This is a genomic window from Pseudomonas sp. PIC25, from assembly GCF_002286785.1.
Classification (GTDB): domain Bacteria; phylum Pseudomonadota; class Gammaproteobacteria; order Pseudomonadales; family Pseudomonadaceae; genus Pseudomonas_M.
On sequence record NZ_MUJY01000132.1, the window covers coordinates 60549 to 82603 of the forward strand.

General features: G+C 65.5%; 25 protein-coding genes. 16 read left to right on the plus strand and 9 right to left on the minus strand.

The features are described 5' to 3' along the window. Positions 1 to 7: 7 nt before the first annotated feature. Positions 8 to 787 carry a hypothetical protein gene (locus tag BZL41_RS16620; protein ID WP_095600337.1) on the minus strand — a complete coding sequence of 260 codons (780 nt, stop codon included), beginning with the start codon at positions 785 to 787 and terminating at the stop codon, positions 8 to 10. A gap of 92 nt (positions 788 to 879) precedes the next feature. Further along, positions 880 to 1827, minus strand: coding sequence for an alpha/beta hydrolase (locus BZL41_RS16625; RefSeq protein WP_095600338.1), 948 nt, complete (start codon positions 1825 to 1827; stop codon positions 880 to 882). A 128-nt stretch (positions 1828 to 1955) separates the two neighbouring features. Between BZL41_RS16625 and aroC the strand changes: the two genes are divergently transcribed. From aroC to BZL41_RS16660, 7 genes are all read left to right on the plus strand, one after another. After that, positions 1956 to 3047 carry a chorismate synthase gene (gene aroC, locus BZL41_RS16630; protein ID WP_095600339.1) on the plus strand — a complete coding sequence of 364 codons (1092 nt, stop codon included), beginning with the start codon at positions 1956 to 1958 and terminating at the stop codon, positions 3045 to 3047. 71 nt (positions 3048 to 3118) lie between these two features. Beyond that, positions 3119 to 4267 (plus strand): MFS transporter, encoded by a 1149-nt coding sequence (locus BZL41_RS16635; RefSeq protein WP_095600340.1) that lies wholly within the window; start codon positions 3119 to 3121, stop codon positions 4265 to 4267. Next, a complete protein-coding gene (locus BZL41_RS16640) occupies positions 4264 to 4884 on the plus strand; it encodes a methylthioribulose 1-phosphate dehydratase (RefSeq protein WP_095600341.1) in 621 nt (206 codons plus the stop codon). Before BZL41_RS16635 ends, BZL41_RS16640 begins: the two co-directional genes overlap by 4 nt. A gap of 91 nt (positions 4885 to 4975) precedes the next feature. Continuing rightward, entirely contained in the window at positions 4976 to 5521 is a 546-nt protein-coding gene (locus BZL41_RS16645; protein ID WP_095600342.1) for an acireductone dioxygenase, read from the plus strand. A 15-nt stretch (positions 5522 to 5536) separates the two neighbouring features. Then, a complete protein-coding gene (gene mtnC, locus BZL41_RS16650) occupies positions 5537 to 6220 on the plus strand; it encodes an acireductone synthase (RefSeq protein ID WP_095600343.1) in 684 nt (227 codons plus the stop codon). A 72-nt stretch (positions 6221 to 6292) separates the two neighbouring features. Further along, the gene (locus BZL41_RS16655) at positions 6293 to 6490 is read left to right on the plus strand and encodes a PLD nuclease N-terminal domain-containing protein (RefSeq protein WP_084339160.1); all 198 of its coding nucleotides are present in this window, start codon (positions 6293 to 6295) and stop codon (positions 6488 to 6490) included. 7 nt (positions 6491 to 6497) lie between these two features. Beyond that, a complete protein-coding gene (locus tag BZL41_RS16660) occupies positions 6498 to 6710 on the plus strand; it encodes a PLD nuclease N-terminal domain-containing protein (protein ID WP_256578174.1) in 213 nt (70 codons plus the stop codon). Between the two features lie 13 nt (positions 6711 to 6723). Here the strand turns inward: BZL41_RS16660 and BZL41_RS16665 are convergent, their stop codons facing one another. Then, entirely contained in the window at positions 6724 to 7215 is a 492-nt protein-coding gene (locus tag BZL41_RS16665; protein WP_095600344.1) for a methylated-DNA--[protein]-cysteine S-methyltransferase, read from the minus strand. A 4-nt stretch (positions 7216 to 7219) separates the two neighbouring features. Beyond that, on the minus strand, positions 7220 to 8122 hold the full coding sequence (locus BZL41_RS16670; protein WP_095600345.1) for a DNA-3-methyladenine glycosylase: 903 nt from the start codon (positions 8120 to 8122) through the stop codon (positions 7220 to 7222). Here BZL41_RS16670 and BZL41_RS16675 point away from each other — a divergent pair. From BZL41_RS16675 to BZL41_RS16690, 4 genes are all read left to right on the plus strand, one after another. Continuing rightward, positions 8121 to 8387 (plus strand): hypothetical protein, encoded by a 267-nt coding sequence (locus BZL41_RS16675; protein WP_095600346.1) that lies wholly within the window; start codon positions 8121 to 8123, stop codon positions 8385 to 8387. The two genes, BZL41_RS16670 and BZL41_RS16675, sit on opposite strands and share 2 nt — an antisense overlap. A gap of 3 nt (positions 8388 to 8390) precedes the next feature. Further along, positions 8391 to 9251: a polyamine aminopropyltransferase gene (speE, locus tag BZL41_RS16680; protein ID WP_095600347.1), complete on the plus strand. Its 861-nt coding sequence runs from the start codon at positions 8391 to 8393 to the stop codon at positions 9249 to 9251. Between the two features lie 203 nt (positions 9252 to 9454). Beyond that, positions 9455 to 10318, plus strand: coding sequence for a hypothetical protein (locus tag BZL41_RS16685; RefSeq protein WP_095600348.1), 864 nt, complete (start codon positions 9455 to 9457; stop codon positions 10316 to 10318). Positions 10319 to 10321: 3 nt separating this feature from the next. Next, positions 10322 to 12397, plus strand: coding sequence for an LTA synthase family protein (locus tag BZL41_RS16690; RefSeq protein WP_095600349.1), 2076 nt, complete (start codon positions 10322 to 10324; stop codon positions 12395 to 12397). Positions 12398 to 12414: 17 nt separating this feature from the next. Here BZL41_RS16690 and BZL41_RS28565 read toward each other — a convergent pair whose 3' ends face one another. Both BZL41_RS28565 and BZL41_RS28570 read right to left on the minus strand, forming a co-directional pair. Beyond that, positions 12415 to 12678, minus strand: a complete 264-nt coding sequence (locus BZL41_RS28565; protein ID WP_168191016.1) for a MoaD/ThiS family protein — start codon at positions 12676 to 12678, stop codon at positions 12415 to 12417. After that, on the minus strand, positions 12678 to 13811 hold the full coding sequence (locus tag BZL41_RS28570; RefSeq protein ID WP_168191017.1) for a sialidase family protein: 1134 nt from the start codon (positions 13809 to 13811) through the stop codon (positions 12678 to 12680). Before BZL41_RS28570 ends, BZL41_RS28565 begins: the two co-directional genes overlap by 1 nt. Before the next feature lie 380 nt (positions 13812 to 14191). Between BZL41_RS28570 and BZL41_RS16700 the strand changes: the two genes are divergently transcribed. From BZL41_RS16700 to BZL41_RS16720, 5 genes are all read left to right on the plus strand, one after another. Next, on the plus strand, positions 14192 to 14533 hold the full coding sequence (locus BZL41_RS16700; protein WP_084339151.1) for a ribonuclease E inhibitor RraB: 342 nt from the start codon (positions 14192 to 14194) through the stop codon (positions 14531 to 14533). Positions 14534 to 14680: 147 nt separating this feature from the next. Continuing rightward, a complete protein-coding gene (locus tag BZL41_RS16705; protein WP_095600350.1) occupies positions 14681 to 15391 on the plus strand; it encodes a type 1 glutamine amidotransferase in 711 nt (236 codons plus the stop codon). 181 nt (positions 15392 to 15572) lie between these two features. Further along, positions 15573 to 16982 (plus strand): circularly permuted type 2 ATP-grasp protein, encoded by a 1410-nt coding sequence (locus BZL41_RS16710; RefSeq protein WP_095600351.1) that lies wholly within the window; start codon positions 15573 to 15575, stop codon positions 16980 to 16982. A 38-nt stretch (positions 16983 to 17020) separates the two neighbouring features. After that, positions 17021 to 17971, plus strand: a complete 951-nt coding sequence (locus BZL41_RS16715) for an alpha-E domain-containing protein (protein WP_095600352.1) — start codon at positions 17021 to 17023, stop codon at positions 17969 to 17971. Continuing rightward, positions 17968 to 18765, plus strand: coding sequence for a transglutaminase family protein (locus tag BZL41_RS16720; protein ID WP_095600353.1), 798 nt, complete (start codon positions 17968 to 17970; stop codon positions 18763 to 18765). Before BZL41_RS16715 ends, BZL41_RS16720 begins: the two co-directional genes overlap by 4 nt. Positions 18766 to 18786: 21 nt before the next feature. On the opposite strand, the gene BZL41_RS16725 is transcribed toward BZL41_RS16720, so the two are convergent. The 3 genes from BZL41_RS16725 to BZL41_RS16735 form a co-directional block, all read right to left on the minus strand. Beyond that, the gene (locus BZL41_RS16725; RefSeq protein ID WP_095600354.1) at positions 18787 to 19926 is read right to left on the minus strand and encodes a mechanosensitive ion channel family protein; all 1140 of its coding nucleotides are present in this window, start codon (positions 19924 to 19926) and stop codon (positions 18787 to 18789) included. Between the two features lie 144 nt (positions 19927 to 20070). Beyond that, positions 20071 to 20865 (minus strand): cytochrome c, encoded by a 795-nt coding sequence (locus tag BZL41_RS16730; RefSeq protein ID WP_095600355.1) that lies wholly within the window; start codon positions 20863 to 20865, stop codon positions 20071 to 20073. 71 nt (positions 20866 to 20936) lie between these two features. Further along, on the minus strand, positions 20937 to 21302 hold the full coding sequence (locus BZL41_RS16735) for a rhodanese-like domain-containing protein (RefSeq protein ID WP_095600356.1): 366 nt from the start codon (positions 21300 to 21302) through the stop codon (positions 20937 to 20939). Positions 21303 to 22055 lie beyond the last annotated feature (753 nt).

Genomic DNA, 22055 nt, shown 5'->3' on the forward strand with positions numbered 1-22055 from the left:
AGGGATTTCAGCGCGTCGCGATCCAGATCAGCAGGCCGGCCTGGAACAGGGCGAACGCCACCAGGCAGGCGATGCTGAAACGCAGGGTGCTGTCCTCGCGCTTGAGCAGGGCGACACGCTCCTGCAACTTGCGGATGCTGGAGTCCTGTTCGCGCAAGGTCTGATCGGCCTGTTGCAGCATGGTGGCAACGTCCAGCATGCCGAGCAGTTGGACCTTTTCCTGGTTCCACTCGCTGTGCAGGACGCCGACCTGGGGCGCGCCGTAGCTCGCCTTGAGCAACTGGGCATCCTGGTAGTTCACTTCGAAACCCTGGGCGCGAAGAAAGTGATCGCGGCGCAGGCGAGCATCTTCGTTCAGCACGTCCTTTACCGACAGAGCGCCGCCCTCGACCTGGTAGTGCGCCCAGCGCCGCTTGGCCCAGAGAATGCCCTGGGCCATCAGGAAACGGCCCAGTCCCCGGTTCAGCGGCTCGATCTGCAGACCGCTGTCGGCGCCGAAGCGGACCTCCTTGCTGCGGTGATCCGCCCAGACCTCCAGCACGTTCTGTTCCTTGCGCAGACGTTGGCCGGGCAGTTGGATGCTCAGGCGCAGCAGGCTCTGTTCGCGACTGTGACGCTCAACCCGGCCGAACTGCACGAAGCGCAGAGGGCGGGGACCGGTGACGCGGTCGGTGGCAAGGGGCGCCAGGCGCAGGAGGTAAAAGTGCTCTGGCCCCAGGTCCGCCCAGGGGTGGGCTTTCGGGGCCGCTTCGTCGGTCGTCGTCGGTGGAGTGGCTGAGTCGATCATCGCGGTGTCCAGAAGCCAATGCGCAACGAAAGGCGCACGGCTGCGCTTCCTTATTCTGGATATCGGCCGGTTCTTTTTCGACTGAATGATGGCTATACGCCATTTTTTCCGATGAACGCGGCGATCCGTTCGACCAGCGCCCGCGCCAGGGGCCGCTGCGGTTCGTGGTAGGAGGGCAGTTGTCGGGCGGCCTCGGCCGGGACGATGCGCAGCACATGGTTCATGCCCTCGATCACCGCCAGTTCAGCGTCCGGCTTGGCTGCATGCAAGGCTTCGGCGTCGGCGAGGCCGACCTGCAGATCATGGCTGCCCTGGACGATCAGCGCTGGAATGCGCAGGCGCGAGAAAGCGGCGGCCGGGTCCTGGCGGAACAGTGAGATCAAATAGGGTTGCACGCTGGGGCGGAACAGCACCTGCAGTGCGTCCGGTACCTGTTCATGGCTGCGGCCGGCCTTGAGTTCGGCGATCAGCGCCTCGCTGTAATTCAGCAGAGGCGGGGGCAGGCGGCTTTCCAATTGGGTACGCAGGACCTGATCGATGGGGCGCCCGCTGCCGGCGATGGACACCAGCGCATCGGCCCCGGCGCGTTGTGCCGCCAGGCTGGCGATCAAGGCGCCTTCGCTATGCCCGATGAGGATCAGCCGGTCGAAGCGCGGGTCGGCCTTGAGCCGTTGCCCCCAGGCAACCGCATCGTCCACGTAGCGCTCCACGCTGAGGGTGCGTTCGTCGGGCGCGGCGGGTTGACTGGCGGCGATGCCGCGCTTGTCGTAGCGCAGGCTGGCGATGCCCTTGCCGGCGAGCCCCTGGGCCAGGCGCTTGAGGCTGTCGTTGCGGCCCATGGGGTTGTTGCCGTCGCGGTCGGTGGGGCCGGAGCCGGCGATCAGCAGGGCGATGGGCACCGGTCTGTCGCTTTTCGGCAGCAGCAGGCTGCCTTCCAGCACGCCGCTGCCAGTGTCCAGGTTCATCGGGCGATGCAGGAGGGTCTGGGCGTGGACGCTGGTGCCGGCAAGGGAAATGAGCAAGGCGATGACTCGCAGCATGGATGGGCTACTGTAACGAGGAATGGATTGGACGCGCCGGCCCGCATAACGTTCGAAGGATGAACTGGCGGGAGGGCGCGAGTATACTGCTCGCCCTTCATCGAGGCCCATTTCCGCGGAGCGCGTGCATGTCCGGCAATACCTACGGCAAGCTTTTCACCGTCACCACCGCCGGCGAGAGCCACGGTCCGGCCCTGGTTGCCATCGTCGATGGCTGCCCGCCGGGGCTGGAGCTGTCGCTGGAAGACATGCAGCGCGACCTCGACCGCCGCAAGCCGGGCACCAGCCGCCATACCACCCAGCGCCAGGAAGACGATGTGGTGGAGATCCTCTCCGGGGTGTTCGAGGGCAAGACCACCGGTTGCGCCATCGGCCTGCTGATCCGCAATACCGACCAGAAGTCCAAGGACTATTCGGCGATCAAGGACCTGTTCCGCCCGGCCCATGCCGACTACACCTACCACCACAAGTACGGCATCCGCGACTACCGCGGCGGCGGTCGCAGCTCGGCGCGCGAAACCGCCATGCGCGTGGCCGCCGGCGCCATCGCCAAGAAGTACCTGGCGACCCAGGGCATCCAGGTGCGCGGCTTCATGAGCCAGCTCGGCCCGATCGAGATTCCATTCAAGACCTGGGACAGCGTCGAGCAGAACGCCTTCTTCAGCCCCGACCCGGACAAAGTGCCGGAGCTGGAGGCTTACATGGACCAGTTGCGTCGCGATCAGGATTCGGTCGGCGCGAAGATCACCGTGGTCGCCGAGGGCGTGCCGCCGGGGCTGGGCGAGCCGATCTTCGACCGCCTCGACGCCGAGCTGGCCCATGCGCTGATGAGCATCAACGCGGTGAAGGGGGTGGAGATCGGCGCCGGTTTCGCCAGCGTGTCCCAGCGTGGCACCGAACACCGCGACGAGCTGACTCCTGAGGGTTTCCTTAGCAACAACGCCGGCGGCATCCTTGGCGGCATTTCCTCGGGCCAGCCGATCGTCGCTCACTTGGCGCTGAAACCGACGTCCAGCATCACCACGCCCGGCCGTTCCATCGACATCCACGGCAACCCGGTGGAGGTGATCACCAAGGGCCGCCACGACCCATGCGTCGGCATCCGCGCCACGCCTATTGCCGAGGCGATGATGGCCATCGTGCTGATGGACCACCTGCTGCGTCACCGCGCACAGAATGCCGGCGTGAGTGTCGCTACGCCGGTATTGGGGCAGCTTTGAGCGGCAAGCCACAAGCTACAAACCGCAAGTGGTGGTTTGCGCCTCTGCTTGCCGCTTGAATCTTGCCGCTTATGACTGCTCTCCCGTACTGGCGCCTGTCCGGCTTCTATTTCTTCTACTTCTGCCTGCTCGGTGCCACGGCGCCGTTCCTGGCGCTGTATTTCGCTCACCTGGGCTTTCCCAGTGCACGGATCGGCGAGCTGGTGGCGATTCCCATGCTCATGCGCTGCCTGGCGCCCAACCTCTGGGGCTGGCTCGGCGACTACACCGGCCGACGCCTGGCCATCGTGCGGCTGGGGGCGGTCTGTACGCTGCTCAGCTTCGCCCTGATCCTGATCGACAAGAGCTATGCCTGGCTGGCGCTGATCATGGCGCTACATGCGTTCTTCTGGCACGCCATCCTGCCGCAGTTCGAGGTCATCACCCTGGCCCATCTACAAGATCAGGCGGCACGCTACAGTCAGATCCGCCTGTGGGGCAGCATCGGTTTCATCTTCACCGTGGTCGGGTTGGGCAAGCTGTTCGACTGGGTCAGCCTGGACGCGTATCCGCTAGCGATCCTGCTGATCATGGCGGGAATCGTCGCAGGCAGCGGCTGGATCCCTAACGCCCAGCCGCAGACTGGTGAGGATAGACCGGACCGGGGCGGCTTCTTCCGCCAGTTGCGCCAGCCCGGTGTGCTGGCCTTCTACTTGTGTGTCGGCCTGATGCAGCTCAGTCATGGCCCGTACTACACCTTCCTGACCATTCACCTGGAGGCGCTGGGCTACTCGCGCGGCGTGATCGGCTTGCTCTGGGCCCTGGGTGTGGTGGCGGAAGTCCTGCTGTTCATCGTCATGGCGCGGGTGTTGTGCTATTTCTCGTTGCGCCAGGTGCTGGCCGCGAGTTTCCTGCTGGCGGCGTTGCGCTGGTTGTTGCTGGGCACCCTGGCCGATCATCTTTCGGTGCTGCTGTTCGCCCAGTTACTGCACGCGGCGACGTTCGGCAGCTTCCATGTGGCGGCGATCCATTTCGTCCAGCGCAGCTTCGGCGACCGTCAGCAAGGCCAGGGCCAGGCGCTCTACGCGACCCTCGCCGGCGTGGGCGGTGCGCTGGGGGCGCTGTACTCCGGTTACAGTTGGAACAGCCTGGGGCCGGTTTGGACCTTCGTCATCGCCAGTCTGGCGGCGCTGGCGGCAACCGTTATCATTGCCACCCGCTTGAAAGAGGAGAGGGCATGACAGCCAATCGTGAACAACTCGCCGGAGAGATTATCGAGGCCGGTCGCTTCCTGTACGGCCGTGGCTGGTCGCCGGCCACCAGCAGCAACTATTCGGTGCGCCTGAGCGACAAGGAAGCGCTGCTGACCGTGTCCGGCAAGCACAAGGGCCAGCTCGGCCCGGACGACGTACTCGCCACCGATCTGGCGGGGAACAGCCTCGAACCGGGGAAGAAACCGTCCGCTGAGACACTGCTGCATACCCAGCTCTACGCCTGGAAGCCGGAGATCGGCGCGGTGCTGCATACCCACTCGGTCAACGCCACGGTGTTGTCGCGGCTGACCCTTAGCGATTCGCTGGTGTTTTCCGACTACGAGCTGCAGAAGGCGTTTTCCGGGATTTCCACCCACGAATGCCAAGTCTGCGTGCCAATTTTCGACAACGACCAGGACATCGCCCGCCTGGCGGCTAAGGTGCAGCCCTGGCTCGATGCGAACTCCGATTGCGTCGGCTACCTGATTCGCGGGCATGGCCTGTACACCTGGGGGCCGCGCATGAGCGATGCGCTGCGCCAGGTGGAGGCATTCGAATTCCTCTTCGAATGCGAATTGAAGGTGCGTGCCTTGCAGGCGCGCTGAGCAGCAGGGGGCGAATCCGTTCGCCTGTCGATAACCCGTCGGGCGGATCAGTTCGCCCCTCTACGAAAGTCATGGAGCCAGGGAGAACCGCATGAGCAGCCTGAGCGTCTACCACGAATCCAATCCCGAACTGCCGAACAAGGTCCTGACTCACGCCGAGGACATTGCCGCCACCCTTGCCGAGGTCGGCGTGCGCTTCGAGCGCTGGGAAGCCAGTGCGCCCATCGCCGCCGGCGCCAGCCAGGAGGAGGTAATCGCCGCCTACCGTCCGCAGATCGACAAGCTGATGCAGGAGCGCGGCTACGTCACCGTGGACGTGGTCAGTCTCACCGCCGATCATCCGCAGAGGGCCGAGCTGCGTGCCAAGTTCCTCGACGAGCATCGCCATGGCGAAGACGAGGTACGCTTCTTCGTCGCCGGTCGCGGTCTGTTCACCCTGCACATCGACAAGTATGTCTACGCCGTGCTCTGCGAGAAGAACGACCTGATCTCGGTGCCGGCCGGCACCCGCCACTGGTTCGACATGGGCGAACACCCGCACTTTGTGGCGATTCGCCTGTTCAACAACCCGGAGGGCTGGGTCGCGCAGTTCACCGGTGACGACATCGCCAGCCGCTTCCCGCGCCTGGAAGACTGATTCGCGGGAGTTCGCATGCCGATCAAAGCCATTCTCACCGACATCGAAGGCACTACCAGTGCCGTCAGTTTCGTCTTCGACGTGCTCTTTCCCTATGCCGCCCGCCATTTGCCGGACTTCGTCCGCCAGCATGCCGCGGAGCCGGCCGTGGCCGCGCAACTGGACGCGGCCCGTGCCGAAGCCGGCGAGCCTGGCGCCGACGTCGAGCGGGTCATCGACATTCTCCTCGGCTGGATCGCCGAAGACCGCAAGGCCACGCCGCTCAAGGCGCTGCAAGGCATGGTCTGGGAGCAGGGCTACCGTGCCGGGCAGCTCAAGGGGCATGTCTACCCGGATGCGGTGGAAGCCCTGAAGCACTGGCAAGAGGAGGGCTACCGCCTGTACGTCTATTCCTCCGGCTCGATCCAGGCGCAGAAGCTGATCTTCGGCTGCTCGGACGCCGGGGACCTGTCGCCGCTGTTTTCCGGCTACTTCGACACGACCTCCGGGCCCAAGCGCGAGGCGGCGTCCTACGGGCGTATTGCCGAGGCCATCGGGCTGGCGGCGGAAGACATTCTGTTCCTTTCGGACGTGGTGCAGGAACTGGACGCCGCCCGCGAAGCCGGCATGGCCACCTGCGGGCTGGCCCGGGAAGGCGGCGAGCTGGCGGGCCATCCGACCGTGGCCAGCTTTGCGGTGATCGACCCCGCCGGGTTCTGACTCCGGCCAGGGTGAACCCATCGCACCGAGTCGTATCCTATGAGAAGAGCCTTTCCTTGAAGGAGTCTTCCCATGGATGCATTCGGTGGCCTGATTGGCCTGATTATCTTCGCCCTGGACGTCTGGGCGGTCATCAACGTGGTGCGCAGCAGTACCGACACCGGCAAGAAGGTGCTCTGGGTGCTGTTCATCGTCATCCTGCCGGTCGTCGGCCTGATCGTCTGGGCCCTGATGGGGCCGAGGTCGGTACAACCGGACCGGCTGCCCTGAGGTCGCGGTGTTCGACGATGGAGGCGGGAGCGGGCTGCTGTTCTACGGTGCGATCGGCCTGCTCCTGCTGGCGCTGCATCTCTGGGCTATCGTTCAGGTGGTCCGGAGCCGCTCCAGCCCGGGCATGAAGGCGCTGTGGATCGCCTTGCTGGTGCTCTTCCCGCTGCTTGGGGTGTTCAACTGGTTCTTGATGGGGCCGCGGGCCGAAGCTTCGTCATGACATCTGGTTCCCGCTAGATCAGCATCGTCTGTTCCGGCAGTGCCGCGCCTTCCAATCGCAGCAGCTGCGCCTTGCGCGGCAGGCCGCCGCCGAAGCCGGTCAGGCTGCCGTTGCTGCCGATCACCCGGTGGCAGGGAATGATCACCGCGATGGGGTTGGCGCCATTGGCGGCACCGACGGCGCGCACGGCTTTCGGCCGGCCGATGCAGCGGGCCAGCTCGGCATAGCTGCTGGTGCGGCCGAAGGGGATGTCCAGCAGGGCTGTCCATACGGCCCGTTGGAATTCGGTGCCGGCCGGGGCCAGGCGCAGTTCGAAGCGTCGCCGGCGGCCAGCGAAATATTCGTCGAGCTGGCGGCATACCTCATCCAACTGATCGCTGGCCGGCTGCCAGTCGTCGCTCAGCTCCCAAGGACTATGGGCGTCCATGTGCAGGCGGCGCAGGCCGGCGCCGTCGGCGGCCAGTAGCAGTTGGCCGATGGGGCTGTCGTGATAGCGGTAATACATGGCATCAGGTCTCCGCGTAGCTTTGCCAGAGATAAACGGCGGCGTAGGCGCGCCAGGGGCGCCACGCCTGTGAGCGGGCCGCGAGCGTGCGGGCGTCGGTGCCGCCGAGGCCCCATACCGGCGCCTTGAGCAGGCCGAGGTCGGAGGCGGGGAAGGCATCCGTTTCGCCGAAGGCGCGCAGGGCGATGTACTCGGCCGTCCAGGGACCGATGCCGGGCAGGGCACAGAGCCGTTCGACCAGTGCAGCGGCACCGTCGTTCACATGCAGGGCGAGTTCGCCGTCGCGCACCGCCCGCGCCAGGCGGCGCAGGGTTTCCACCCGTTTGCCCGGCATGCCGATGCCTTCCAGCGGATCGTCGGCTATGGCGTCGGGGGTGGGGAACAGCCGCTGCGGTCCGTCCTCTTCCACATCGTCCAGGGGCTCGCCGAGCCGGCCGACCAGCCGGCCGACGATGGTGATCGCGGCTTTCACCGCCACTTGCTGACCGACGATGGCGCGCACCGCCTGCTCGAACGGATCGAAGGCCGTGGGCAGCCGCAGGCCCGGGTAGCGGGCGATCAGGGTGGCCAGCAGCGGGTCCTGGCCCAGGTGCGCGCCGATTGCCGCGGGGTCGGCATCCAGGTCGAACATCCGCCGCACCCGCGCAATCAGCGGTTGCTCCAGGCCGGACAGCGACGGGCTGAAGGTCAGCTCCAGCACTGGGCGTTCGGCCAGCGGACGCACCCGCAGCCAGCCGCGCACGTCGCCCACGCGCACGCTGCGGCTGTAGCCATTCGCGGCCAGCCGCTCGACGCCGGGCAGCAGGCGAAGCTGGAAATGCTGGTGGAACTGCTTCCAGTCCCAGGGCTGTCGGTATGGCAGGTGCCAGCAGCGTGGCTGGACGGGGAGGGGCGCGAGGTCGTTCATGGGCGCGACGATAGCGCTTGCGCGGTGGGTTGTCTTCCCGGAAACGACTTTCGAATCGACGCTCGCTGAAGGCCAGTTGCCGCTATTCCTGCGGCAGGGCGCGCCGCGTCCGGGCTGCGTGGCGCTGCGGGTCGAAACGCCATCATCCCGGGCGCGCAAGGTTCGACCTGTCATTCTCGCCGACGTAGAATGCGCGCCTTTCTTCGTGGGGCGGGCTTCGGCTACCGTCCATATCGCAGCCTTTTTTCAGGATCAGGGAGATTGACCCATGAGCGACTATCTGGAAACCCTCTACGAAGGCTACGGCCAGCGTTTCAGCATGGACAAGCTGTTGCACGAGGTGCGCACCGAACACCAGCACCTGGTGATCTTCGAGAACGCCCGGATGGGCCGGGTCATGGCCCTGGACGGGGTGATCCAGACCACCGAGGCCGACGAGTTCATCTACCACGAAATGCTCACCCACGTGCCGATCTTCGCCCATGGACTGGCCAAGCGCGTGCTGATCATCGGCGGCGGCGACGGCGGCATGCTGCGCGAGGTGAGCAAGCACCGCAGCGTCGAGAGCATCACCATGGTGGAAATCGACGGCACCGTGGTGGACATGTGCAAGGAGTTCCTGCCGGGCCACTCCAAGGGCGCCTTCGACGATCCGCGCCTGAACCTGGTGATCGACGACGGCATGCGTTTCGTCGCCACCACCGAGGAGCGGTTCGACGTGATCATCTCCGACTCCACCGATCCCATTGGCCCCGGCGAAGTGCTGTTCTCCGAGAACTTCTACCAGGCCTGCCGGCGCTGCCTGAACGAAGGCGGCATCCTGGTCACGCAGAACGGCACGCCGTTCATGCAGTTGTCGGAAGTGCAGACCACCGCGAGCCGCATGAACGGCCTGTTCGCCGACTGGCACTTCTATCAGGCCGCGGTGCCCACCTACATCGGCGGCGCCATGACCTTCGCCTGGGGCGCCACCGACGCTGCCTACCGCAAGCTGTCGCTGGAAACCCTGCGTCAGCGTTTCGCCGGCAGCGGCATCGTCACCCGCTACTACAACCCGGACGTCCACCTGGGCGCCTTCGCCCTGCCGCAGTATGTGCTGCAAGCCATCGGCAAGCCGAGCAACGACTGACGGTACGCCGCGCGGACATGAGCGCCCCGGTGCGCTCGTGTCCGGCCTTTTGCGGCGGCAGCCGATATCCGTCACGCCGCCCGCCTTCGCCGGAATGAGCGGTATCCCACATCGCCGCTCCGCTTCTCGACAAAATTTTCACACCCCGTACGGGACACTCTGCGCCTCGGGCCGCTTCGGCTCGCTGGCATTCAGAGCGCCCCATGTCTTCACCGCAACGAACACGCAACTTCCGCCTGTTGCTCCTGCCGGTCCTCGGCCTGGTGCTGGGGCTGGGCGTGCTTGCCTGGCGCCACTGCTATCCGGTGACCCTGGCGGCCGGCTGGAGCCTGCGCGTTCTGCACGATGGCCTGGAGAAGGTCAGCGCGCTGGCCGAAGACGATGAAGGCGGGTTGTTCGTCAGCCAGGAACTACAGGATGGCAGGGGGCGCATCCTGCGGCTCCACGCCGACGGCTCGGTCGCTCATGTGCTGACCGGGCTGTCCAAGCCGGACGGCCTGGTGCGCTACCGCGGCGGTCTGGCGATCACCCAGGAGGGTGGCCGGCTGCCGTTGTTCTGGCTGAAAGGGGACCGCCTGACCACGCTGTTCAACGGCGAGAATTTCGAAGGGGTCGCCAGCGACGGGAACTATCTCTATGCCATCGAGGACAAACCCAGCGGCCGCCTGTTGCGCTACGACCCGGACACGGACGAAACCACCGTCCTGCGCGATGGCTTGATGGAAGGCGAAGGCGTCTCCATCTGCCCGGACGGGCGCGTGCTGTACGTCGAAAAGGGCAAGGGCCGGGTGCGCGAATGGCGGGCCGAGGGCAACGACCGGACCCTGGTCGAGGGCCTGAACCAGCCGGGCTTTCTGCTGTGCAGCGCCAGTGGCGTCTGGGTCAGCGAAGACGCCACGCACATGGCGCGCCTGCTTTGGCTCGATACCGATGGGCAACTGCAGGTCGTGGCCGATCATCTGCGTTCCGCCCAGACCCTTCTCGAAGTCGCCCCGGACCGCTTCCTGCTGGCGGAGCAGGGCCGCAACCGCATTCTCGAAATCCAACGGACTCCCCAGGAAATCTGAACCATGGCCCAGACGGACGCCACCGCTCATTCGCCCGCCCACCCCGGCCTGCGCAGCCACCTAGGCTTCATCCTGCTGAGTGCCACCGCCTTGCTGGTGCTGTACAGCCTGCTGCGCGGCATCCTGTTGATCTACAACCGCGAGCTGATCGGCGAGACGCCGGTCGCCACCTTCGTCGAGGCGTTCTTCACCGGGATGCGCTTCGACCTGCGGGTGGTGGTGTTCGCCTGCATACCGCTGCTGCTGTCGATCCTCAGCGCCCGCGCCATGGCTGCGCGGCAATTGCACCGGGTGTGGTTGACGGTATTTGCCAGCCTGACCTTCTTCCTCGGCCTGCTGGAGCTGGATTTTTACCGGGAGTTCCATCAACGCCTGAACAGCCTGGTGTTCCAGTACATCCAGGAAGATCCGAAGACCGTCCTCAGCATGCTCTGGTATGGCTTCCCGGTACTGCGCTATCTGCTCGCCTGGGCGCTCGTTACCTGGCTGCTGGCCAACGTGTTCAAAGCCCTCGACAACATGAGCCGCCCCGATCCGATGGTGACTCGCAAGGCCGCCGCGGCGAAACCGGTCGCCTGGTATTGGCGTTGCGCGGTGTTCTTCCTTTGCCTGGTGGTGGCCGTAGCCGCCGCCCGCGGGACGCTGCGCCAGGGACCGCCGCTGCGTTGGGGCGATGCCTTCACCACCGATTCGATGTTTGCCAACCAACTGGCGCTGAACGGCACCCTGAGCCTGTACAGCGCGGCGAAAAGCCGTTTCTCCGAAGAGCGCGACAACATCTGGAAGGCGACCCAGCCGTCGGCGGAGGCGCGCCAGACCACCCGCGACCTGCTGCTGGTGCCGGACGACCGTCTGGTGGACGCCGATACCGCCGCGGTGCGTCGCGACTACAACCCGCCGGAGGCCGGCACCCTGCCGATCCGCAACGTGGTGGTGATCCTCATGGAAAGCTTCGCCGGCCACTATGTCGGCGCGCTGGGCAGCCGCGACGGCATCACCCCGTACTTCGACAGCTTGGCGAAGGAGGGCACGCTGTTCACCCGCTACTTCTCCAACGGCACCCACACCCATCAGGGCATGTTTGCCACCATGGCCTGCTTTCCCAACCTGCCGGGCTTCGAATACCTGATGCAGAGCCCCGAAGGCACCCATAAATTCTCCGGGCTGCCGCAACTGCTCAGCGCACGGAAGTACAACGATCTCTATGTCTACAACGGCGATTTCGCCTGGGACAACCAGGCCGGCTTCTTCGGCAACCAGGGGATGACCACCTTCATCGGCCGTAACGACTACGTGAACCCGGTGTTCGCCGACCCCACCTGGGGCGTGTCCGACCAGGACATGTTCGACCGCGCCGCCGAAGAGCTGGCGCAGAAGGACCGCAGCAAACCCTTCTATGCCTTGCTGCAGACACTGTCCAACCACACGCCCTACGCATTGCCGGATAAGCTGCCGGTGGCGCCTGTCACCGGCCATGGCTCGCTGGACCAGCACCTGACCGCCATGCGCTATTCCGACTGGGCCCTGGGTCAGTTCTTCGAGAAGGCGCGCAAGGCGCCGTACTTCAAGGACACCCTGTTCGTGATCGTTGGCGACCATGGTTTCGGCAGTAACGAGCAACTCACCGAGATGGACCTTTACCGCTTCCATGTCCCGTTGTTGCTGATCGGGCCGGGCATCCAGGAAAAATTCGGCGACCGCCGCGACATCGTCGGCACCCAGGTGGACATCGTGCCCACCATCATGGGCCGCCTGGGCGGGGAGGTGCGTCACCAGTGCTGGGGCCGCGACCTGCTCAACCTGCCGGCCGACGACAAGGGCTTCGGCGTGATCAAGCCGTCCGGCAGCGACCAGACCGTGGCCTTCATCGACGATTCGCGCATCCTCGTGCAGCCGAAGGACATGCCGGCGCGCTACTACGAATACCAGTTGGGCGCGGACTCCAAGAGCCGGCGCATCGACGGTACGCCGGAGGCCGCCGCGCTGAAGAAGAGCCTCGAGGCCTTCCTGCAGACGGCGACCCAGAGCCTGCTCGATAACACCGCCGGGGTGGCGGACGGCAAGCCCGACAAGGATTGATGCCGGGCCTGGCGGTCTCAGCCGCCGGACAGCGCAGCAACCAGCATGACCTCCGCGCCGGCCGGCAGCGCGGCCCGCATGTCGCGCTCGATCTCGCCGTTGACGAACGCCTTGAAGTGCGGGCGCATGGCGCCCTGTTCGTCGATGACGCGAAAGCGCAGGCCGGGATAGCGGGCGTCCAGTTCGACGAACAGCGCGGCCAGGGTCGGCGCGTCGGGCAGGTCCAGCTCGGCGGTCCCGCCGGTATAGCTCTGCACGTGGGTGGGTAGCAGGATGCGCATCAGCTCACCTCGACGCTGTAGATTTCCGGCAGGTAGCGGGCCAGGCAGGTCCAGCTTTCGCCTTCGTCCGTGCTGCCCCAGACCTCGCCGCTGGTGGTACCGAAATAGACGCCGACCGGGTTGTGGCTGTCGGCGCTCATGGCCTGGCGCTTGACGGTGAACCAGGCCTGTTCGGCGGGCAGACCGCTGCCCAGCCGCTGCCAGGACGTTCCGCCATCCCGCGAACGGTAGACCGATGGCCGTCCCTGGGGCGATACCCGCGGCCAGACGTCGGTGGCGTCCATCGGGAAGACCCATAGGGTGTCGGGATCGCGTGGGTGCAGGGTGACCGGGAAGCCGATGTCATGGCGCACGCTGTCCGGCGTGGACAGGTTGGCGCCGATGTCGGTCCAGGTATCGCCCGGGCGGTCAAGGCGGAAGATGCCGCAGTGGTTCTGCTGGTAGAGCCGGTCCGGCGCCAGCGGGTGGAGCTGGACGCAGTGCGGATCGTGGCCGTACTCGTGGTAGCCGCCCGGTGGCGGCTCGGGCAGGAAGTCGGCGCGTACCCCGTGGTTGAGCGGTTGCCAGGAGGCGCCGCGGTCGCGGGATTCGAAGGTGCCGCCGCTGGACATACTGATATAGAGGTGGGTCGCATCGCGGGGATCGATCAGGACTGAGTGCAGCTTGGCGCCACCGGGCGGACCTTCCGCCGGATCGCCGGCCCAGTCGCGGTAGCGCGGGTGCTGGTTGAAGCCTTCCACGCCCTGCCAGGTGCGCCCGCCGTCGTCGCTGCGGAAAAGCCCCTGGGGCACGCTGCCGGCGTACCAGACGTCGGGTTCCGACGAATGGCCGGGGGTGAGCCAGAACACATGGTCGAGCACCCGGCCGTTCGGCTCGCTGGGAAATGCGGGCGGCGCCTCGGCCTCCTGCCAGGTCTGGCCGCCATCCGCGGAGCGGAACACCGTCGGGCCGAGGTGGCCGGTGCGGGCTGCGGCCAGCACCACGCCGGGATTGCGTGGGTCGGCGACGGCGTGGTGGACGATATGACCGAGAAAGTACGGGCCGGACAGGTCCCAGCGTTGACGTCCGGCGTCGCCGGCGAGTTTCCAGAGACCCTTGCGGGTTGCGATCCACAGGTCGACGGAGCGGGGCATGCGGTATTCCTCCATGGCGTGGCCTGGCAGCAGTGTAGCCAACGGGAGCAAAGCCCTGGTTGGCGGTCGATACATAGTCGTTCGGCGAATGCCGGAATCGACAGGTGGCCAAGTGCCGCCTGTCGCCGGTTTTGTGACAGGGTGTTTTGCCGCTCGGCAGAGATCGGCCGATGGCGCTACCCTGAAAAGGACGGTGTCTTGGGCGGCATTCGCCTGCCCGACGTCATTCACCGGTGCCGTTCCGGTATCGGCCTTGACCCTTCGGACGATCCTGTCCGAAACCCTGCGGCACGCCGAGTGCCTTGATGCCGCTGCGAGTGGTGCGGCGGCAAGACGATGAAAGCGGTAAATCCATCCATCGCCTGAGAGGAGGTCGCTTCATGAGTACAGCCTTCCACGATGATGTCAGCAGCAATGTTCTGCGCCGCATGAAAGAAGGTGGTTTCGACTTCGCCCGCGTCCATCCCATCGAGTTCTATGCCATCTTTCCCGACGAGGACCGGGCCCGGATGGCAGCGAAGAATTTTCGTGGGGAGTCGTTGAACGCCCAGGTGAGCGCCCGGGAGGACGGCGCCTGGCACCTTCAGGTCAGTAAAGTGATGTATGCCACCCACGCCGGGATCGACGATTTCGAGCAGGACCTCGAGTCGGTTGTCGCACCGCTTGGCGGCGTGCTGGACGGTTGGGGCGTGACTCAGGAAATCCTGATGCCGCGAACCTGACGCGCAGGATGCGCGATCCGCACCTGGCAGGTCACCGGCCGGCAGGAGTGCCGGCCCGGTGAACGAAATCTCCCGTCGAATCGAACGTTCCCCGGCTACCCTCGGGCTCGGCATGAGCTTTGCCTTCCGTCTGACCGGAGGTAGTCCATGACCGATATTCTGATAGTCACGCATGTCGATTATTGCCCGCCGGGGCATCTGGCCCGTGTGCTGGATATGCAGCAGCGAGCGTTCACCGTGGTGCGCGCCGACCTGGGGGAACTGGAGGCGATTGACCTCGACCGGCCCAAGGCCGTGGCGGTGATGGGCGGGCCGATGGGCGTCAACGATCCGCTACCTTGGATCGGGGCAGAAATCGCCGCGCTGCGGCACTTCATCCGGCGCGATATTCCCGTGATCGGCCATTGCCTCGGCGGTCAGCTCCTGGCCAAGGCGCTGGGCGCTTCGGTACACCGCATGCCCTACACCGAGATCGGCTGGCAGCCCCTGAGCCGGCGCGATCTGCCCGAGCAGAGCCCCTGGCTCGCCCATGCTCCGGGGGAGTTCCCGGTCTTCCAGTGGCACAGCGACACCTTCGGCCTGCCGGAGGATGCCCGCTGGCTGCTGTCCAGCCCCTGGTGCCCGAACCAGGGCTTCTCCTGGGGCGACAAGGTACTGGCGCTGCAAGGGCACCCGGAGGTGGACGAGGAACTGGTGCGTCTCTGGACCACCGACTGGGCCCACCTGCTCGACGAAACCCAACCCAGCCAGCAGGGCCGACCCCACATGCTGCAGGATCTGGAAAACCGGGTGGCGGCGCAGATGCGGGTTGCCGAGGGCATCTATCGGCATTGGCTGGGGTTGGCGTTCGGTGGCTGAGCGGTTCCTGCGTAAAGGCTGCCGTAGGATGGGGCGTTGGCATTTACCGGCGAAGTGAAAGTGCACCGAAGTGGTGCGTAAGGCTTCGCTTTAATCGTTATGTTTTTGAAATAAAAGGAGAATTTTCCCTGGCACGGGCCTTGCGACGTCACCCTTGAGTCCGGGTGATAAGGAGTCAATCATGGCCCGCGTCTTTTATGACGAAATGTACGATGCGAACGGCCACTGCCGGCCACACTATCAGGAGTTCGCCCGCTGGCTGGCGGACACCCCGCCGGAGCTGCTGGCCCAGCGAAGGCGCGAAGCCGACCTGCTGTTCCACCGCGCCGGCATCACCTTCACCCTCTACGGGGATGAGCAGGGCACCGAGCGCCTGATCCCCTTCGACACCATCCCCCGCAGCATCCCGGCCAGCGAATGGCGTGTCGTCGAGCGCGGCTGCATCCAGCGCGTCAAGGCGCTGAATATGTTCCTCGCCGATCTCTATCACGATCAGCGCATCCTCAAGGCCGGTATCATCCCGCCGGAGCAGGTGCTGGCCAACGAACAATATCAACTGGCCATGCAGGGCCTGGACCTGCACCGCGACATCTACTCGCACATTTCCGGTGTCGACCTGGTGCGTGACGGCGACGGCACCTACTACGTGCTGGAAGACAACCTGCGCACGCCGAGCGGCGTCAGCTACATGCTGGAAGACCGCAAGATGATGATGCGGCTGTTCCCCGAACTGTTCGCGGTGCAGCGCATCGCGCCGATCGATCACTACCCGAACCTGCTGCTCGACACTCTCAGAAGCTCCAGTCCGCTGGACAACCCCAGCGTGGTGGTGCTGACGCCGGGGCGCTTCAACAGCGCCTATTTCGAGCACGCCTTCCTGGCCCGGGAAATGGGCGTGGAGCTGGTGGAGGGCGCCGATCTGTTCGTCCGCGACGACCGTGTCTACATGCGCACCACGGCGGGGCCACGCCAGGTGGACGTGATCTACCGGCGCCTGGACGATGCCTTCCTGGATCCGCTGGCCTTCAACCCGGACTCCATGCTCGGCGTGCCCGGCCTGCTGGCGGCGTACCGTTCCGGCAACGTGGTGCTGGCCAACGCCATCGGTACCGGCGTGGCGGACGACAAGTCGGTCTATCCCTTTGTCACTGACATGGTGCGCTTCTACCTGGACGAAGAGCCGATCCTGAAGAACGTGCCGACCTGGCAATGCCGCAAGCCCGAGGAGCTGTCCCACGTGCTGGCCAACCTGCCGGAGCTGGTGGTCAAGGAGACCCAGGGCTCCGGCGGCTACGGCATGCTGGTCGGTCCGGCCGCCAGCGCGGCGGAGATCGAAGCCTTCCGCGCCCGCCTGAAGGCTCGCCCGGAGGCCTACATCGCCCAGCCGACGCTGTGTCTCTCGACCTGTCCGACCTTCGTCGAGACCGACATTGCCCCGCGCCACATCGACCTGCGCCCCTTCGTGCTGTCCGGCCGCGAGACCCGGCTGGTGCCCGGCGGGCTGACCCGTGTGGCCCTGCGCGAGGGCTCCCTGGTGGTCAACTCCTCCCAGGGTGGGGGCACGAAGGACACCTGGATCGTAGAAGACTGAGTTCCGCACGAACCGGAACCCGAGAAAGGAAGTGCAACATGCTCAGTAGAACTGCCTCCGACCTGTATTGGATGTCGCGTTACCTGGAGCGTGCCGAGAACCTGGCGCGCATGCTCGACGTCAGCTATTCGCTGTCGCTGATGCCGCAGGACGGCCGTGGCGACGGCCTCGACGAACTGGCCATGCCGTTGCTGATCACCGGCACCCTGGACGATTACCTGAACCGCCATGGCGAGCTGCATGCCGAGCGCATGCTGAATTTTTTCGCCCTGGATGCTAACAACCCGGCGAGCATCTACAGCTGCCTGGCCGCCGCGCGCAGCAACGCCCATGCGGTGCGCGGGCGGATCACCGCGGACATGTGGGAGAACATCAACGCCAGTTGGCTGGAGATGCGCGGCATTGCCGAGCAGGGCCTCGGCCGTTACGGCATCAGCCGCTTCTGCGAGTGGGTGAAGGAGCGCTCGCACCTGTTCCGCGGGGCTACCTTCGGCACCATCATGCGCGGCGAGGCGTACCGCTTCATCCGCCTCGGCACTTTCATCGAGAGGGCCGACAACACCCTGCGCCTGCTCGATGCCCGCTACGAAATGCTCGGCGAGGAAGCCGATGCGGTCAGCGATACCTCGGCCCGTGGCTACTACCAGTGGAGCGCCTTGCTCCGCGCGCTGTCCTCGTTCGAGGCATTCACCGAGATCTACCGGGGCTCGCCGCGTACCCGCAAGGTCACCGAACTGCTGTTGCTGCGCCCGGACGTACCGCGCTCGCTGCGCACCTGCGTGGACGAACTGAACCTGATGCTCGGCGGTCTGCCCGGCGACAACGGCCGCCCGGCGCAGCGCCTGGCCGCCGAACTGGAGGCCCGCCTGCGCTATACCGGCATCGACGAAGTCCTCGGTGAGGGCCTGCATACCTGGCTCACCGATTTCATCCTGCTGGTCCGCCAGCTTGCCAGCGCCATTCACAGCTCCTATCTGGAGGCCGCATGAGACTTTCCATTCGCCACGACACCACCTATCACTATGACGATCAGGTTCGCGCGAGCATCCAATACCTGCGCCTCACACCCCAGGAGAGCGAGCGCCAGCACGTGATCAGTTGGCAGCTCGACCTGCCGCGCCCGGCCCGGGCGCAACGCGATCCCTATGGCAACATCCTCCACGTACTGACCCTCGACGAGCCGCACGAGTCCATCGTCATCGGTGCCCGCGGCCAAGTGGATATCGACGAGCACCAGGACGCCGAGCATGACCGGCAGTCGGCACTGCCGTTCCTGCGCTTTACCCGCCTGACCCAGCCGGACGAGGCGCTGCGCGAGTTCGCCGTCAGCCAGTGCAAGGACCGTCGCGACCGCAGCGCGCTCACCGACCTGATGCAGGCGCTCAATGCGCGGATCACCTACCAGCCGGGCACCACCCAGGTGGAAAGCACGGCGGCGGAGGCCTTCGCCGGTGGTGTCGGGGTCTGCCAGGATCACGCCCACGCCTTCCTTGCCTGCGTGCGCAGCCTCGGCGTGCCGGCGCGCTACGTATCCGGTTATCTCTACACCGAAAGCAGCACGCACCTGTCCAGCCATGCCTGGGCCGAGGCCTGGCTCGGCGACGCCTGGTACAGCTTCGACGTGACCAACTGCCTGACCCGGCCGGAACGCCATCTCAAGCTGGCGGTGGGGCTGGATTACCTCGATGCCTGTCCGGTGCGCGGCATGCGTCGGGGCGGCGGGGGCGAGCAGATGCACGCCCGGGTGCTGGTATCGCCGCTGATGCAGGTGCAGCAGCAGTAGCCGAGTGGGGCCGGCGGGTGCTCAAGGCATCCGCCGCGGGCCTTTCTCCTGGCGGGCTTCGCCGGCATTGGCCGGCGGGTTTTCCGTCTGCAGGCCTGCCACCTTGATGTCCGGGAACTGGCCGCCGACGAATTCCAGGCTGCGGGTCGGGAAGGCGAATTTCACCTCGAGTTCCTTCAGGCCTTGCAGCAGGCCGAGGTTTATTTCCTGCTGGATGTCCATGTACTTGTTGTAGTCGGAGCTCAGCACGTAATAGACCACTTCGAAGGTGAGCTGGTAATCGCCGAAGGACTGGAAGTGGGCGCGGTCGAAACGGGTATCGGGGATCGCCTTGATCACCCGGGCGACCAGCGCCGCCACTCCGCGCACCTTGTCCGCCGGGGTGTCGTAGGTGATGCCGAACTTGAAGACGATCCGCCGCTGCTCCATGCGCTTGTAGTTGTGCAGGGTCTGCTTGAGCAGCTCGGAGTTGGCGCAGACGATTTGTTCGCCGCTGAGGCTGCGGATGCGGGTGGTCTTCAGGCCGATGTGCTCGATGGAGCCGGCCACCGAGCCGAACACCACGAAATCGCCGATCTCGAAGGGCTTGTCCACGCCGATCGACAGCGAGGCGAACATATCGCTGAGCAGCGTCTGCACGGCCAGCGCGACGGCGATACCGCCAACCCCCAGGCTGGCCACCAGCGCGGTGATGTTGACGCCGAGATTGGCCAGGATCGACAGCAGCATCACCGACCAGATGAGCATCCGCGCCAGGATCGAGATGAGCGTGGTGGTTACCGGGTTGCGCGGGCTGTCGCTGGAGAACAGCAGGTTCTGTGTCCACAGGCGCACGCCGGTGTCCACCCAGAGCGCGACCTGCAGGGCGAGCACGATGAACCAGCCGTGGGACAGCGCGTCCTCCCACTTCGGCGTCAGTTCGATCAGCTTGAGGCCGAGCAGGAGCGAGAAGGCGAATAATAAGAAGCGGCTGGTCCGCCTGAGCATTTCCACGGCAAAACCGTAGAACTTGTTCTGACGGCCCGCGGCCCAGGTGGCCAAGCGTTTGCTCAGGATGCCGATCAGGCTGCGCAGAATCAGGTAGCTGACCAGGGTCACGGTCAGCACGATGGCGGTGTTCAGCCAGAAGAGCTGGTTGAGCCAGAAATCCCACTGTTGCATAGGTCCTCCAGAAATGAGCGCATGCCCTGCGGTCTGGCAGGGGCCTGAACGGGCATTACTCTTTTCTGGCGGCGAGGGGGGCGGGAAAGTTCCCCGGAAAGGTACCGCCGCGCACCGCTGCAGACGGGCGCGGCAGCGGTGCCGTCACTGTACCTTGCGGCTTGCCATGTGGCTCAGGTAGGCGATCAGTTGGTCCAGTTCGGTATCGCTGAGCGTGGTTTCCGCGAAGGCCGGCATCCGGGCCTGCGGCCAGTGGCGCAGGTCCTGCGGGTTGCGGATCAGACGCTTGAGAAAGCCGGCCTGGAGATACTCGGTGGGGTTGTAGGGAACGTTGAGGTCCGGGCCGAACTGCGCATCGCCCTGGCGGTTCAGGCGGTGGCAGGCCAGGCAGTTCTTCTGAAACTGGGCGAACCCCGCCTGGACGTCGGCACTGGCCTCGGCGGCCGGCAGCAGCGCCGGGAAGCGCTCGGCCACCGGGGGCAACCTGCGGATCGTGGCGATCTGGTAGGGCCACTGCTCGGGCACGATGCGGTCGATCTGTGGATCGGTCCAGACCAGGAAGAACGGTCCGGCGCTCGGCTTGTCTTCACCGAGCGGCGGCCAGGGTTTCGCCGGATCCTCGATGGCGAGCCAGGCACGCGAACCTGAGGTGGCGAGCAGAGGCGCAGCGGCCAGTTCGGCAACGAAGCCGTCCAGGGCGACCACCTGGAGGTGATCGCCGGGGCGGATACCTTCGAGCAGGCTGGCCAGCGGTACGGCGCGGTAGATGGTCTTGCGCTTGTAGGCGGTATCGTTGTCGATGGTCACTTCCCGAATGTCCGGGCGCGCCAGCAGCTGTTCCGTGGTCCAACTGCGGCTGCCGGAGGGGAGTTCGAGAGTGAGTTCGGCGGCGAGCACCGGTTGGGACAGGACGAGAAGCAAGGCCAGCCATCGGTACATAAGAAGTCTTCCCTAATGTAAAGAAGCGCTACGTTGCCTCGAAACCAGCCGCTGCGGAAGTCTTCAGTCGCTCAATTCTGAGCTTCGTCCTGTTGCAGGGCCTTCTTGAGCCCGTAGTAGCTGCCGCCGTTGATCACCTGGCGATAGCCCAGCGCGGTCAGCGAGTCCTGGGCGATCGACGAGCGCCGGGCGCTGGCGGCGTAGAGGACGATGGGGGTGTTCTTGTCCGGCGCCACCTCGGGAACCTTCGTCGTGACATCCTCCAGGCTAAGGTGCCGGGTATCGGGAAGGGCGCTGTCGGCGAACGTCTCGCGGGTATCGATGCCGATCAGGACGGCCTGCGGTTTTTCCAGGGCTGCCACAGCGGCTTGTTGATCGACTTCGGCGGCTGTCGCGGCGACGCTGAAAAAAGAGAGGGCGAGGAAAATAGGGGGCATGGACGGAACTCCTTAGTCATTGCGCACCGCACCCTAACACACTGGGGCGGGACAGTCCTATGGCTCTAGAATGCGGGTTTCAACGATGAGAAACCCATCATGTTGATCAGCTTTTCCTGGAATTGACACCGTGTCGATCGGGACGATGACACAGGGGGTACCGGCCGTAGTCGAACGGGAGTCCATGCTGCCGAGCGCTCGCCAACACTCCGTCTCCGATCCGTCGTTGGGGCGGAAGACGGAGAGCGACCGTGGGAACGGGTGGCTGACGTCAACCGACCAGACGGGTCAGGTTGGGAAGGATCAGAATGACCGTGGTGGCGAAGACGATCAGGCTCGCCTGCCGGACTTTGCGCTGCTTGAACATGGCCGTATGCCTTTTTTCTTGTTGGCTGGCGTGCATCCCGCGCTGACGGCTTGTCGGGCTGCTGCGCCACGCCTTGGCGTAGAAAATCGTCCGCTCCGGCAAGACCCGGCAGCGGTACCTGTCATTTCAACTCTAGGGCCCGCGTCGGCGAGCGCTTAGAAGCCTTGGTAACAAATCTTTGCTTCTTCCTGATGACCGGTTATGGCGGCTTGCCAACGAGGCGGAAGCAGCCGCGTGGCAGACGCGTTTCTCGCGATTGGCTGGCCCCACACCATGAAACGACCGTTCGTCTGAGCGGTCAGGTCAATCGTGCTGAGCGCTTCGGTCATTGAGCCCGCAGGGGGCGACGCTAAGGTAGTCCGACCAGATAGAACGCCCATTCCGGG

Coding starts and splice junctions, on each gene's coding strand:
- BZL41_RS16635 (WP_095600340.1), top strand. CDS start 3,119: ATGACTGCTCTCCCGTACTGGCGCCTGTCCGGCTTCTATTTCTTCTAC.
- BZL41_RS16710 (WP_095600351.1), top strand. CDS start 15,573: ATGGCCCGCGTCTTTTATGACGAAATGTACGATGCGAACGGCCACTGC.
- BZL41_RS28565 (WP_168191016.1), bottom strand. CDS start 12,678: ATGCGCATCCTGCTACCCACCCACGTGCAGAGCTATACCGGCGGGACC.
- BZL41_RS28570 (WP_168191017.1), bottom strand. CDS start 13,811: ATGCCCCGCTCCGTCGACCTGTGGATCGCAACCCGCAAGGGTCTCTGG.
- BZL41_RS16690 (WP_095600349.1), top strand. CDS start 10,322: ATGGCCCAGACGGACGCCACCGCTCATTCGCCCGCCCACCCCGGCCTG.
- BZL41_RS16735 (WP_095600356.1), bottom strand. CDS start 21,302: ATGCCCCCTATTTTCCTCGCCCTCTCTTTTTTCAGCGTCGCCGCGACA.
- speE (WP_095600347.1), top strand. CDS start 8,391: ATGAGCGACTATCTGGAAACCCTCTACGAAGGCTACGGCCAGCGTTTC.
- BZL41_RS16625 (WP_095600338.1), bottom strand. CDS start 1,827: ATGCTGCGAGTCATCGCCTTGCTCATTTCCCTTGCCGGCACCAGCGTC.
- BZL41_RS16640 (WP_095600341.1), top strand. CDS start 4,264: ATGACAGCCAATCGTGAACAACTCGCCGGAGAGATTATCGAGGCCGGT.
- BZL41_RS16620 (WP_095600337.1), bottom strand. CDS start 787: ATGATCGACTCAGCCACTCCACCGACGACGACCGACGAAGCGGCCCCG.
- BZL41_RS16715 (WP_095600352.1), top strand. CDS start 17,021: ATGCTCAGTAGAACTGCCTCCGACCTGTATTGGATGTCGCGTTACCTG.
- BZL41_RS16700 (WP_084339151.1), top strand. CDS start 14,192: ATGAGTACAGCCTTCCACGATGATGTCAGCAGCAATGTTCTGCGCCGC.
- aroC (WP_095600339.1), top strand. CDS start 1,956: ATGTCCGGCAATACCTACGGCAAGCTTTTCACCGTCACCACCGCCGGC.
- BZL41_RS16665 (WP_095600344.1), bottom strand. CDS start 7,215: ATGTATTACCGCTATCACGACAGCCCCATCGGCCAACTGCTACTGGCC.
- BZL41_RS16655 (WP_084339160.1), top strand. CDS start 6,293: ATGGATGCATTCGGTGGCCTGATTGGCCTGATTATCTTCGCCCTGGAC.
- BZL41_RS16675 (WP_095600346.1), top strand. CDS start 8,121: ATGGGCGCGACGATAGCGCTTGCGCGGTGGGTTGTCTTCCCGGAAACG.
- BZL41_RS16670 (WP_095600345.1), bottom strand. CDS start 8,122: ATGAACGACCTCGCGCCCCTCCCCGTCCAGCCACGCTGCTGGCACCTG.
- mtnC (WP_095600343.1), top strand. CDS start 5,537: ATGCCGATCAAAGCCATTCTCACCGACATCGAAGGCACTACCAGTGCC.
- BZL41_RS16685 (WP_095600348.1), top strand. CDS start 9,455: ATGTCTTCACCGCAACGAACACGCAACTTCCGCCTGTTGCTCCTGCCG.
- BZL41_RS16730 (WP_095600355.1), bottom strand. CDS start 20,865: ATGTACCGATGGCTGGCCTTGCTTCTCGTCCTGTCCCAACCGGTGCTC.
- BZL41_RS16705 (WP_095600350.1), top strand. CDS start 14,681: ATGACCGATATTCTGATAGTCACGCATGTCGATTATTGCCCGCCGGGG.
- BZL41_RS16725 (WP_095600354.1), bottom strand. CDS start 19,926: ATGCAACAGTGGGATTTCTGGCTCAACCAGCTCTTCTGGCTGAACACC.
- BZL41_RS16720 (WP_095600353.1), top strand. CDS start 17,968: ATGAGACTTTCCATTCGCCACGACACCACCTATCACTATGACGATCAG.
- BZL41_RS16645 (WP_095600342.1), top strand. CDS start 4,976: ATGAGCAGCCTGAGCGTCTACCACGAATCCAATCCCGAACTGCCGAAC.